The following is a 13148-nucleotide window of genomic DNA, read 5'->3' as shown; positions in this document are numbered from 1 at the left end:
TAATACAATAAAAGCCATGAAAATCATAAGATTTTCACGGCTTTTATTGTATTATGAAGATAAAATATTCTTAACTTTTTCTCTAACTTCTACTAATATCTTTATTCCTTTTTCACCCTTATTTACTTGAAATCCTTTTCTTTACAAAAGACATAATAACTAATCTTCAACTGTTCCATTAGATTGTTCCTGCATTAAGATAATATTATTATGAGAATAACTATAAAACTTTGTCTTAAAAGAAAAATACTCCTTCATATTTTCTGGAGTATCAAAGATCTTTTCTATTCTTTTTTGAACATTACTTATTAATAACTCCACTTCTTTTCTCTTTTCATCTAACGACTTCTTTTTATATCCTTTATACATAATTCACCTCTAAATATTATAATTTTTAGGATCTATTAGTTCTCCATTTTTGTTAAAACATAATCCATTGCTTAAATAAACCTTCCCTTCCTCTTTTTTTATTTCACTTAACATTACAGCATCTGCAATAGCTAATTTATCATCAATATACATTGCTAGTGCTACAATCATTCCTTTTTCTATGTATTCATAATTAAATTCATCTAAATCATATTCACTATCAGTTGAATTTAAAAAAATCCCCTTGTTTAGATCAAATAATCTATACAAGAAGGAATTAAAAAATTTTAATCTATATTCATTTAACATATTACTCTCCTACTGAATCAAATTTTAATATCTTTCTATCAAATGAAACTATAATAATCTCTTTTGATAGTAGATCGTTTTATTCTTCGATTTCTTCTTTTTCTGCACTTATTTCGATTTCCTTTTCTCCTCCTATTGCTATAATAGATAATTTTTTTTTCATCTATTATGTACCTTACTATTTCTAATTCATCATTTAAATTCATAAAAATCACTCCTTCTTATTAAATATTAAAAAGTTGTCTCCTTGGGAAACAACTTTAACTTAACACGTTTAAAATAGCTTTTTCTTGCTGAATATACTTCACTTTTTATAACTTCTATTTTCTCCAAATCAAATTTATATATATAGCTATATTCAGCATTATTACAATACTACTAATTATAATTATCGGTTTTATTTAATATATCTTTATACTCTTCATTAACATCTTTAACATTATAAAACATTTTTAATATATATAGTAAATATAAAAAAATCAATATCTAAACCTTCACCAACTAATTATTCAAATTTAAATTGTATTTCAACTATTATTTTTGCTAAGGCACTATATTCTAACTCACTTTCTATTAATAAGTATAATTTTAAAATTGGAATGGTATAAAACTAGGGCATAAGTGTGGACTTTATCTCTTGACTAATGTTGAAATAAAAGGTAATTTTTCTGAGAACAAATATGATTGTATAGAACTTGAAAAAGAAATACTATAAAAAGACTTAAATAAACTTTTATAAATTCACTTTTAATTAAATAATTATAGTACAAAAAAAGCTATGGATATCATAAGATTTTCATAGCTTTTATTTTCATTATGAAGATAACATATTCTTAACTTTCTCTCTAACTTCTAATGGCAAATTTCCTTCTAACATTCTCTCTAATAAATCATATCTCTTAATTCCATTTGATATTATATATTTTTCTATCATATTTACCTTCGCTTCTCTACTCGGAATCAATTGATAAATTACATACCAATCTTCTAAAGAAGTAAAAGGAATATCAACTCCATTAATTTTTCTAGTTTCTGAAATTGACCTATTATCAAAAACATATTCAAATACTCCACTATTATGATTAATTCTAAACCCAGCCATTACATCAATATCAACACCATTTATTACATACTCGTAAAAATACTTTGTTGAATATGTATAAGCTTTTTCCCATGGCTTTTTATCACCAATACCTTTAAGAATTTCATCTACTTTATCAATATCTTTAATATCTACAAAAATATCTATATCATTAGGTTTATCTATAAGACTAAATTGATTTAATAATAATGAGGCACCTACTCCCCATACTACACCTGAATCATTAAGTTTTTTCCCTATATAACTTAAAGTATTAAACACGCTATTTATCACCTCTTACTTCTTATTTATTATATTATATCACTCGCCTTTTAATCTTTATTAAATAAAAATATATCTAAAACTTTATACATGCATAGTATAAAAACTATTAAATATAGGTATTAAAAACCTAACATTAACAACACCAAATGTAAAATGTAAAGAATTAGAGCAAGTAATAAAAGAATATAGAAAGTGAATTCTTTATTTACCTAAAAAGCCAAGTGCAGCCAAGCCAATACCCAAATTCTTTTTAAGTAATCCAGTAGTAGAAATGTCCATGTAAAATTTACCAACTCCTGCACTAAGTGTTTCTTTATCCTTGAACTTGAGAACTGCTAGTTGTCGTAAAGCTTCTGCTAAGTCCATTAGTTGTCGCTCAAAATCTTTTCCGCTTTCAACTGCATTCTTAAATTCAATCAGTTTAGAACGTTCATCATCAAGAGTTTGTGTATTTAAAATTAAATCATAAACTCTTGCTAATAAATCATCTTGTTCTTCTATTCTTTTTTCTTTTTTACTCAATTTAATTACCTACTTTCTGAAAAAATATCCACCAGCAGCAGAGCTTGCCCAACCATTGCTAATAACTTTTAAAGTATAAGATAAGTTAATTTGTGTTTTAATCCATCCATATTTGTGTGTACTTATATTATATTTATATACTTCTGATCCAACTGATCAAATGTTTTCCCAATTGCCTCCAGTAATAATTGATAACTGATGATCCGCACTGTTTCCAATATAGTCTAAATTTTTTCGTATTATCTTAATTGATAGTTTTTATATTTGATCTAAATCTATTATGTTTCTTTTAATTAAAATTATATATTAAATTTTAAAACAAGCAATATTTAGGGATAAAAACGGAAACAAAAAAAGAGAGTGATTGTATGGAATTTGCTTTGAAGGTTCAAGATAATAAAATGTCAGATATTAATAAAAGTGAGTATTAAAAACATAAGTTTCTAATACTCACTTCATTATTCATCTTATCAAATTTACTTACCTTAGTAATCTAATTTAGACTATTTAGCTTAATAATCTTATTTATAATATTTACCTTAGTAATTTTTAATTACTTAAGAAGCTTTTAAATAAATTTATTATTTCTTTCTTCTCTTAAGCATTCTAACACCTACACCTATTGAAGCTGCAGCTGCTGCAAGTCCTGCAAATCCAAATGCATATCCAGTTGGTGGTACTGGCTTACTATTGTCTGCCCCTGGCTTGTTCTCATCGCCTGGTTTGTTTTCATCGCCTGGCTTATTTCCGTCATCTGGTTTATTTCCATCGTCTGGTTTGTTTCCGTCGTCTGGTTTGTTTCCGTCATCTGGCTTATTTCCATCGTCTGGCTTATTTCCATCATCTGGTTTGTTGCCATTATCAGTATCGACTACTGGAATTGCTATTCCATCTTGTGATGTTGTATCTTTTGAAGTTAATGTATTTTGGTACATTAAGTAGTAAGCTGATGCTGACCAACTGAAGTTTGTTGTATGAAGTCCCTTACCTGTTTCAGGATTATAATTTTCTCTTATTGGTCCATCTCCCATAAGTCCTTCTGCATTATTAAATAATTTCTTTGCCATTCTTTCTGCATCTTTATCAAATCCATAATTTTGAAGAGCTTCTACACCATATAAAGCTTGGTCCATCCAAACTGGTCCTCTCCAATATTTATTTGGATCGTACTTTGAATTATCCTTTGAAGCTGTTGGGAATGGTACAAATGTATCAAACTTTCCTGGGTCAGTCATATTATCTTTAACCATTTCAGCTTGTTCTTGTGTTGCCATCTTAGCCCATAGAGGAATCCAACCTTCAGTTCCTTTTCCTCTTTCATCTAACATGTTCTTTTTCTTTCCATCTGCACTTATTTGAAGATCATAGAAGAATCCTGTCTTTTCATCAAACATATTTTCACTTACATATTCTCTTACATAATCTGCTTCTTTCTCATACTTTTTAGCATCGCCATTATTTCCAAGTTCTTCTGCCATTGATTTTAAGAAAGCTTTTTCTGCATAAAGATATGCATTTAAATCAGCTGATTCTTGGTTTATTGAATATCCAATAAGCTTTCCCTTCTTATCTTTATTTTCAAATACCTTAACTCCAATATCTTCTCCGCCTGCTCCTTCTTTATCGAATCTAGTAGCATTATCCATACCACTTTCCCAAGCAGCAGCTAAGATTACTTCATCCTCATTAAATTTAGGATTTCCATCTTTATCTTTTACTATATTTCCATTTTCATCGTATAACCAATGAGCATCATGTACCATTCCGCCATATTCTGCTATACCATTTTTATCGTGGTCTCTATTTGTATACCACCAGTTATGGTACTCAACAAGTTTTGGATACATTTCTTTTAAGAAAGACTTATCCCCTGTTGCTTCATATACATTCCAAACAGCCCAAGCTGCTAATGCTGGCTTTGAGTTTCTCTCATTCCAGTTACCGCCATCTTCTCCTCTAGCTCCATCTTTGTTATAGAATATTGCATCAATTATTGCGCCCTTATCCTGTGGTCTAACATCATCCTTACTACTTATTTGATAATCAAATAATGCTCTAATATTATCCTTAGCTAAATCTCCATTAAAGTTTGCTGTAGCAACTGCTTGCTTCCATGAATCCCATGCCCACATTCCTATAAACCATTTGTATGACATTGAAGGTACTATACCATCATGCTTTATAGCACCTGCTGCACTTCTCCAGTTTGTAGTTAATGTTTCAACTGATTTTACAGCAGCATTTTTATATTCTGGGTTTCTTGTGCTCTCTACCTTTTCAAATGTTTTATCTAAATATCCTTGCCAACGCGTATTGTTATCTGCAAAGTGCTTGTCTCCATTTTTAATAAAATCATCTAACTTTTTATTTTCTTGTTTAAGTTCCTTATCAGTAAATGTATAACTTTGAGTTGAATATGTTTTAAATTCTCCCTTAGGTGCTATTTTCACTGCATCTTTTAATTTGGTAGTATATTCTTTTCCTTCAACCTTAGTTTCTACGTTACCATCATATTTAACTGTAAACTTAGTTTCAGGAGTTGAGAAAAAGTTCCATGTATCTCTAAAATCTGAGAAGTTAACCTCTACTCCAGTGTTTGTAGCCTTTAAGCTTTGTTTTAAATCTATAACTTTTTTACCTGTATTAAATTCTCCAAAAATACTTCCAGTCCATTGGACATCTAAGTTTAGTTCTTTGTCTGTCTTATTCTCAATTTCTGTTCTTACAAGTGCACTTCTATTTGATGCAAATATAAGTTCTAAATTTAAGTTAAAATCTTGCATTTCATATACTTGCACTAATTTTCCTGGATAATAATCAAAACTTACCTTTTTAGCTTTTGTTAAATCATATAGTTCATTATTATCAGCATTTTTAACTTCTATTTTGCTTATTGTATCTGACATATTTACAGGATACTCTTCCCCTATAATTACAGGCCCTGCAAATCCCCCGTAAATATTTGTTGCATCCTTACTTGGAAGGTAGTATCCATGCCAAGCTCCCATATCTGAAAAGTTATTATACTTATTTGTTGAATATGATCCATATATTTCTGATGTAGGATTTGCAGTTACATTAAGTACATTTTTAAAATCTGTAACCTGATCTCTTCTATCCTTTGCTAATGCGTTTATTCCCCCTAGGTTTCCAGCAATTACAGTTGCTGCTAAAACAGTAGCTATAAGTGTTTTTTTCTTAATTCTAAAAGCCATAAAATTATTCTCCCTTTCCAAAATTACTTTTTTTATAATTAATTAGTCGCGACACCATTATTAACTTAAATATTTTTTTTAATTTATTTGTAAATAAAAAATACCCAAATCAAAGTTATTCTAAACATATAACTGCACACTAATAGACCACAAAAAGTATGGTTCTTTGCGTATAGATAATGTAAGAATTAAATTTTGACTTAGGTATTGCCTCCTTATTGAGTAACAATCCAATTGTTAACTTGTATAAATATCCTTTACAATCCAAATATTATCATGTAAAGGTTTAATGGTCAATAGTTTTTTGAATTTTTATTAAATATTTTTAATTTTTAGTGAATTTATTATCAATTTCGACATATTCATTAGTTTTCAATTAAGAATAATCTCCTCATCTTTATGTGAAAAATATATAATAATATCAATTTAAATCACTAAAACCTACAATAGAAATTCTTTTTAGCTCTATAAAAATACTATTTATATATATCTAGATTAATCTTTAACAATCTACTACACCCTAAAATTTCACTTTGCAGCTTCTTATTGAAAGTTTGGAAGAATCATTAAAAGGCTTGAAAAAGAAAATAAAAAAACTTAAAGAACAGACTAAAATAAATTATGCTGATATTTATAAATAACTATAATTTTATGGAATTTATGTTGTAATTAAACATATGGATTAATGTACAATTGTATTTTTAAAAAAAGGGGGAGGATAACTTGGAAAAAAAGTCCGCAATTAGTATAGGAATATCAATTGTCATAGGTTTTCTTATTTTGGGAGGAGCGATAATTTATTCTTTTAAGCATTTTACTGAAAATGATATAGTTAATAAGAATAGATATGAGATGATAAGCCCTAACGACTCAAATATTATAATATTTGATAAAGAGACAGGCCGATATTGGAGAAAATTTATTAAATCAAATGAAGGTCCAACTGATTGGACAGAAGAAACAATAGATTTTTTGAATGAATAATACACAGTTTTCTTAAATTACGAATTAAAAACTCCAACAAATAAATTTGCTGGAGTTTTTATTATTATAACATATTCTTAACTAAAAATTGTTCTTTCAAATTCTCTTATCATACTCTTATTTCCATAATCAATCTTAACTTCATAAAGACTTATCTCATTACTTGCTAAGTCATAATCTTCGAATTCTGAAGGTCTAGAACCTGAAGCATAATCTTCTATAATATCATTTATAGCAGATACAGGTGCAATAGTATCTTTTTCATAGAATCCCCCATCTGTTGAATCTATATTTATACTAAGCATTGAATCTAATCCATCATCTAAACTTTCAATATCCATTATCCTATAATATTTAAGTAGTAAATATAATGCTGTATTTAACTTCTTACAATCAACCCTTGGAAGATCCTCTAATTGCTCTTCTTTAAGTAATACACCGTAGTTTATAACTCCCTCTATTACCTTTAAAGCTTCTAAGCTTGTTAATTCTGAATAATTTATATCCTTAATTAATTTTTCTTTATCTCCACTTTTAATATTGCTGTTAATAATTATTATTTGTTTAAGTAATTCATTGATATCAAATTTTTTCATATGTACCATCTCACTTCTCTCTACTTTTATATATAATTATTGTAACAAAATTATAAAGACTAAAAATTAATTTGTAATGATTTTTTTATAAATAATTTATTACTTATTTTAATTACTCATACTTTAATGCATCAATTGGGTTAAGCTTAGCTGCCCTTGATGATGGATATAATCCAGCTAATATTGTAATTATTATCGCAAAGCTTATTGTTATTAAACATATCTTAAGTGGTGATGCAAATACATTATCTAAAAATGATGTATCTGTAACTCCTTTAGATTTTAATACATACGTTGCAATTGCCTTAATTACAACTAAGTTAAATAAAGAGAATAATGTTCCAAGTACTCCCCCTATAAATCCAATTGCTCCAGACTCTACTAAGAATATTGCCTTAATATCGCCTTTAGATGCACCAACAGCTTTCATAACACCAATAGATTTAGTTCTTTCATAAATAGACATAACCATTGTATTTATTACTCCAAGTGCTGCAACAAATAGAACTATTGCCCCACCAATTGCAAGTATTGATTTAATAACTATAAATATTGATTTAACTCTCTCTGCAACATCTTCCAATGAGAATGTTGTATATCCTAAATCTTTTTGAATATACTCATTAATTGTCTTAACATCAGAAGCATTTTTAACATTAACATTTATAGTTGTTGGTCCAACTTTTGCATAAGTGTATTCATTGTTTTTCATAAATTTATTTATCTTATCTGCCACTCCAATTGTTGTAATTACACTATCTGATTCATTTACTTTTTCATTTATTACTCCAACTACTTTTACCTTTAGGCTCAGTGGTTTCTCCTTTATATTAGCAAAACTTTTATCTGCTATTATCTCTATTTCTTTTCCTATCATGTCTTTAGTATTATCTATTCCTAATTTCTTTGAAAGCTTTTCTGTAATCATACATTCACTTGCATTATTATCTTTAATTAAATCACCTGATATTAAGTAATCTATACTATCATCTTTCTTCTTTTGTCTTGCTGAATCAACATTTGACTTTCCATATATACTGTAATTAGTATCTACCCCATTAACAGAGGCAAGTTTAACATCCTTATCTCCAAGCTTGATGCTACTAATACTAGCATTAAACATTGAAACTATATCTTGAACGTCCCCTTTTTCTTTAATCTTATTTATATTTTCTTTTGTAATCTCTTTAAACTTTGTATCTGCTACTGCATTTTCATTAGTATTTGCACTATCATCTACATCATCTTTATACTCAGTAGGTATAACTGTTATAGAATTTATGTTATTGAATTCTTCTAAAGAATCTGTTATTAAATTTTCAACGCCTTTTCCGAGGCTTACCATTGTAATTATAAGCATGACTCCAATAGCTACTGCAAAAGCCGTTAAAAATGTTCTAAGCTTTCTTCTTCCTAAATTAGAAAAAGCCATCTTTATGTAATCTTTAAATTTCATTTTTTCTTATCCCCTCTATTTTTCCATCCTTAATAGTTACTAATGTCTTAACCTCATTTGCTTGTTCATTATTATGAGTAACCATAATAATTGTGTATCCCTTTTTATTAAGATCCTTAAGTAATTGCATTATTTGTGCTCCAGATTTAGAATCTAGGTTACCTGTTGGTTCATCTGCAAATATTATCTCTGGATTATTTACAAGAGCTCTTGCAATAGCAACCCTTTGTCTTTGTCCCCCTGACATTTCTGTTGGTCTATTTCTAATCTTATCTTTAAGTCCAACTTTCTCTAAGGCTTCAGTTGCCATTTCAACTCTTTTCTTTCCAGATACCCCTGCAAATATAAGTGGCATCATAACATTTTCAAGTGCAGTCTGTGTTGATTCTAAATTAAAATTTTGAAATATAAATCCAGTCTTTGTACTTCTATACTTTGCAAGTTCTTTTTCCTTTGAAGTACTTATGTCTTTGCCATCTACGATAACTTGTCCAGTAGTTGGTTTATCAAGTCCCCCTATAATATGCATAAGAGTAGATTTACCTGATCCTGAAGGACCTACTATAGCCATGAAGTCTCCATTTTCAACCTCTAGATTTATATTATCTAAAGCATTAAAAACTTCTTTACCCATAGTGTATCTTTTATTAATGTTTTCGAGTTTTATCATTAGTTTATTCATCCCCCTAACTAATACCTTTTTCCATATTTCATTATATATAATTAATTTGTATTAATCTTCTATTTTAATCATTTGTTTACAGTGTGGGTTACTTAATATTTACAAAATTAATATGTAGTTTAAATAATATTTATATTCTTTAAATTATTAACATTAATAAAATAATTATGTTTTAAAATATATCTCTCTTTGTTTATTATTTATTATTGTTTTTTATTATTATTTATTATTTACTATTGATTTCGCCGAATTTTTCTCTTATAATATTTTTAAAGGCATCATTATAGCGTCATAGGATAATGCCTAGCGTAATATTTTATGGGCCGGCAAAAGTACTAAGTCATAAAGAAAACACTTAGTACTTTTCTTTATGACTTTCATAATATACCCATATAATCAGTATAAAAATTATATATTATTTTTATTAAATTAATATATAATTATTTGATTTTAGATTATTTATTCTATAAAATATTATTAAATTTATATAGATTGGAGTTTTTATATTGTTTAACAAAGAAAGATTAGATGAAATATTAAATATCTTGGATAATGAAGGGAAAGTTAAAGTTAAGGACTTAAGTAAAAAATTCAGTGTTACAGAAGACTGTATTAGAAAAGACTTAAAGCAATTAGAACAAATGGATAAACTTCAAAGAACTTATGGTGGTGCTATTAAGCTTCGTAAATCTAAACAAATTTATGAATTCTCTGATCGTAAAAAAATAGATCTTTCTAAGAAGAATATAATAGCAAAAAAAGCCGTAGATATTATTGAGGATAGAGATACAATCTTTCTAGATTTATCAACTACTAATATTTTAATTGCAAAACTATTAGCTTCAAGTAAAAAGAGAGTTACAGTTGTTACAAACATGCTAGATATAATAAATATTTTATCTAGTGAAGATAATAATATAATAGTAATAGCTACTTCAGGAATATTAAGTAAGAATTTAAACGGATTTGTTGGTCCTGTTACAATTGATCTTATTAGAAGATATAAATTTGATAAATCCTTTATAGGCAGCTCTGGAATTGATGTTTTTGATAAAAGTGTTACAACTTTTGATATTGAGGATGGAATAACTAAAACTGCAATAATTGAATCTAGCAAGAAAACTTTCTTAGTTATGGAAAACAAAAAGTTCTATATTGATGGTAATTATAAATTTGCAACAGTAGATGATATTCAAGGAATAGTAACTGATACTATTCCAAATGATGAAATTGTTAATATATTAGATGAAGATAACATCCAATTATATTAGAAAAAGTCACAGATTAAAACTGTGACTTTTTTCATTCTTATTAATTATATGAAAAATTATAATTTAAACTCTAAAATAAACATATACAAAAATATAATTTAAGCTTCACCATAATTGTTTGCAAAATATAAAAAACCTACCTTTTTAACTTTAAAATTATTTATCAGAAATCAATTTCTATCTGTAAATCCTTTATTTTTAACAGTATATATTTTAGAATTCTCATCTTCTAATGTTTCTTTATCTAAATTGTGCTGCTCTTCATTAAATTCTATATCTGCTATAATTGATTTTATAAAATATCCTTTAAAAAATAAATCACTTCTAATTGCAGCAGAAGGTGTCAAATGACTTACAATAAAAATTACAGCTATAACTAAAATACCACTTATTATCATTTTTATTTTTCTATTACTTATAAATTTCCGTCTTCTTTTATCCCCCATACTATAATCCCATCTCCCTTTCAATAAATAAAGTTATCCTCTATAAAATTATTTATGCTATATAAATACAACTTATTATATTTAATTCTTTACAAATCTTATTTACTATACCCATAAGATTAATTTTAAATAATCACTATATCTAAAATATACTATTATAAATTTCTCTCATATAAATCTTTGAAATTTATTCCATTATATCTTATACTTAATATTAATGGTAAACCATTTTTTTACATATATCAATTTAAAGGGGTGTTCTATATAGAAAATAATGAAGTTAAACAAAATACTAATGATAATAGGAACGTTATAGTAAAAAAAACTGTTAGGTCTGGACTTTCTTTTGGTTCTTGCCTAGCAATGATAATATCTTATACTGCATGGCATTCAATACCATGGGCAATACTACATGGATTAATGAGCTGGATATATGTTATATATTATTTAATCAAATATGTATAAAGTCATTATATAATTAATTTATAAAAAAGCTCTCACTAACTCTTAAGTACCTTAATAGATTAAATAAATTATTAAATCTAAAATAAATAAAGAACTTAGATATTTTAAAGTATCTAAGTTCTTTATTTATATATAATATATATTTATTCTAACTAATTTTTATAAACACCTTTTAATGTATCTTGATCTATAATATGACCTTCCATCTCTTTGTATAATTCATTTAAATAGAATCCATCTTTTAAATCAAGTAATTTATCTAATGCAAAAACATGAATTTCATATATGTGAGGTGCATCTGGAGGTGCCATTCCACCATAGTAACTTGATTCTCCTCTACTTAAGTTTCCTCCAAGTTCACTATGCCAACTATTAACCCCTTGAATAAAATCTTTAGCATTTTGACTTTCATTTTCTCTAATATGGTCTTTAGTTATATTGGCTGCAACCCAATGAATCCATGTGAATCCTTTAGTTACAGGGTAAGCATCCTTATCTTCTAATACTAAAGCAAAAGATACTGTATTTGCTGGTGCATCTTCTATCTTTATAGGTAAAGAATATGTTGGCATCCCAAAACTATTAAATTCACTCCCCTTTTTACCATACTTTTCTTCAATGACACCATTATTGATGCCTGCACTGGTTACTTTCATAATATCTCTCCTTTATCCCTAGTTTAAATATTGATTAAATTACAAGACAATGAAATGTCTATGCAAGTTATCATCTTTTCTTTTATCATATAATCTACTAATTCAAATTTCGTTTTATCATCTCATATTCTAATTCAAAACAGGACATGTAAAAGCTGACCTCATCTTCATTATTTTTTCCTCCATTTTAAACTAAATATACAATCCAAATAAATATCCAGCTATAAATGAACTCTGCATTTTTACTATATCTTCTTTAAAATGTACATGATCTCTATAAATATCTTTTCCTAAAGTACTTGTAAATTTATAAAGATCAATAGATGATACACCATTATCCATCATGATTTTATCTGCTATTTTATTGTATTTTAAAACATCCTTGTTATAACGCAAAAATCCAAACTTTCTCTTGTTATGAATTTCATCATCAACAGGAGTTGTTGTAATCCAAAATACCTTTTTAGCCATCTTATTAGCTAATCCAATAACCTCGTTTAAGTTCTTTTCATAAGTCTCTTCATCTATCTGAATTTTTTTAGTATCCCTATCTACTCTTACATCATGCAACCCACAATTTAGTAACAATATTTCGTATCTAACACCTTTATCATATTCTTCTTTCAAATACTCTAATACCATTGAACTATCACCAGCATTTGCCCCAATAGGTTTATCTAAATCCTCCATTGCATCTTCTAAATTGCTTTTTCTTCCATAGTTATATTTATTTCTAATCATGTCCTCTAAATAAGGTCCATAATTTAAAGATATACTATCTCCAATAACAAATACTGTTTCTTTATTCATT

General features: G+C 27.2%; 14 protein-coding genes. 3 read left to right on the top strand and 11 right to left on the bottom strand.

Features of this window, described 5'->3' with window-relative positions; genetic code table 11:
* Positions 1-159 precede the first annotated feature (159 nt).
* The 5 genes from K5V21_RS01010 to ygjK all read right to left on the bottom strand — a co-directional run bounded on the left by K5V21_RS01010 (position 160) and on the right by ygjK (position 5781).
* Complete coding sequence (locus K5V21_RS01010) at positions 160-369, bottom strand: hypothetical protein (protein WP_221858393.1); 210 nt, start codon at positions 367-369, stop codon at positions 160-162.
* Between the two features lie 9 nt (positions 370-378).
* Positions 379-678 carry a hypothetical protein gene (locus tag K5V21_RS01005; protein ID WP_221858391.1) on the bottom strand — a complete coding sequence of 100 codons (300 nt, stop codon included), beginning with the start codon at positions 676-678 and terminating at the stop codon, positions 379-381.
* A gap of 814 nt (positions 679-1492) precedes the next feature.
* The gene (locus K5V21_RS01000) at positions 1493-2041 is read right to left on the bottom strand and encodes a nucleotidyltransferase (protein WP_307495107.1); all 549 of its coding nucleotides are present in this window, start codon (positions 2039-2041) and stop codon (positions 1493-1495) included.
* A 204-nt stretch (positions 2042-2245) separates the two neighbouring features.
* Positions 2246-2566 (bottom strand): bacteriocin immunity protein, encoded by a 321-nt coding sequence (locus K5V21_RS00995; RefSeq protein ID WP_245000594.1) that lies wholly within the window; start codon positions 2564-2566, stop codon positions 2246-2248.
* A 581-nt stretch (positions 2567-3147) separates the two neighbouring features.
* On the bottom strand, positions 3148-5781 hold the full coding sequence (gene ygjK / locus K5V21_RS00990) for an alpha-glucosidase (protein ID WP_221858387.1): 2634 nt from the start codon (positions 5779-5781) through the stop codon (positions 3148-3150).
* A 723-nt stretch (positions 5782-6504) separates the two neighbouring features.
* Between ygjK and K5V21_RS00985 the strand changes: the two genes are divergently transcribed.
* Positions 6505-6765, top strand: coding sequence for a hypothetical protein (locus tag K5V21_RS00985; RefSeq protein ID WP_221858385.1), 261 nt, complete (start codon positions 6505-6507; stop codon positions 6763-6765).
* A gap of 77 nt (positions 6766-6842) precedes the next feature.
* Here K5V21_RS00985 and K5V21_RS00980 read toward each other — a convergent pair whose 3' ends face one another.
* The 3 genes from K5V21_RS00980 to K5V21_RS00970 all read right to left on the bottom strand — a co-directional run bounded on the left by K5V21_RS00980 (position 6843) and on the right by K5V21_RS00970 (position 9487).
* Entirely contained in the window at positions 6843-7361 is a 519-nt protein-coding gene (locus K5V21_RS00980; protein WP_221858383.1) for a hypothetical protein, read from the bottom strand.
* 112 nt (positions 7362-7473) lie between these two features.
* Positions 7474-8817, bottom strand: coding sequence for an ABC transporter permease (locus K5V21_RS00975; RefSeq protein ID WP_221858381.1), 1344 nt, complete (start codon positions 8815-8817; stop codon positions 7474-7476).
* Positions 8807-9487, bottom strand: coding sequence for an ABC transporter ATP-binding protein (locus tag K5V21_RS00970; RefSeq protein WP_221858379.1), 681 nt, complete (start codon positions 9485-9487; stop codon positions 8807-8809). The genes K5V21_RS00975 and K5V21_RS00970 overlap by 11 nt, the downstream gene beginning before the upstream one ends.
* A 518-nt stretch (positions 9488-10005) precedes the next feature.
* Between K5V21_RS00970 and K5V21_RS00965 the strand changes: the two genes are divergently transcribed.
* Complete coding sequence (locus K5V21_RS00965; protein ID WP_221858378.1) at positions 10006-10770, top strand: DeoR/GlpR family DNA-binding transcription regulator; 765 nt, start codon at positions 10006-10008, stop codon at positions 10768-10770.
* 170 nt (positions 10771-10940) lie between these two features.
* Here the strand turns inward: K5V21_RS00965 and K5V21_RS00960 are convergent, their stop codons facing one another.
* Positions 10941-11216: a hypothetical protein gene (locus K5V21_RS00960; protein ID WP_221858377.1), complete on the bottom strand. Its 276-nt coding sequence runs from the start codon at positions 11214-11216 to the stop codon at positions 10941-10943.
* A 255-nt stretch (positions 11217-11471) separates the two neighbouring features.
* Here K5V21_RS00960 and K5V21_RS00955 point away from each other — a divergent pair, with 255 nt between their 5' ends.
* Positions 11472-11681 carry a hypothetical protein gene (locus K5V21_RS00955; RefSeq protein WP_245000608.1) on the top strand — a complete coding sequence of 70 codons (210 nt, stop codon included), beginning with the start codon at positions 11472-11474 and terminating at the stop codon, positions 11679-11681.
* Positions 11682-11833: 152 nt separating this feature from the next.
* Here K5V21_RS00955 and K5V21_RS00950 read toward each other — a convergent pair whose 3' ends face one another.
* Together K5V21_RS00950 and K5V21_RS00945 are read right to left on the bottom strand one after the other, a co-directional pair.
* Positions 11834-12337 (bottom strand): YbhB/YbcL family Raf kinase inhibitor-like protein, encoded by a 504-nt coding sequence (locus K5V21_RS00950; RefSeq protein ID WP_221858376.1) that lies wholly within the window; start codon positions 12335-12337, stop codon positions 11834-11836.
* A gap of 192 nt (positions 12338-12529) precedes the next feature.
* Positions 12530-13147 carry an SGNH/GDSL hydrolase family protein gene (locus K5V21_RS00945; protein WP_221858375.1) on the bottom strand — a complete coding sequence of 206 codons (618 nt, stop codon included), beginning with the start codon at positions 13145-13147 and terminating at the stop codon, positions 12530-12532.
* Position 13148 lies beyond the last annotated feature (1 nt).

This window comes from Clostridium sardiniense (assembly GCF_019753795.1).
GTDB lineage: Bacteria > Bacillota > Clostridia > Clostridiales > Clostridiaceae > Clostridium > Clostridium sardiniense.
This window is presented reverse-complemented; position numbering and strand designations above follow the sequence as displayed.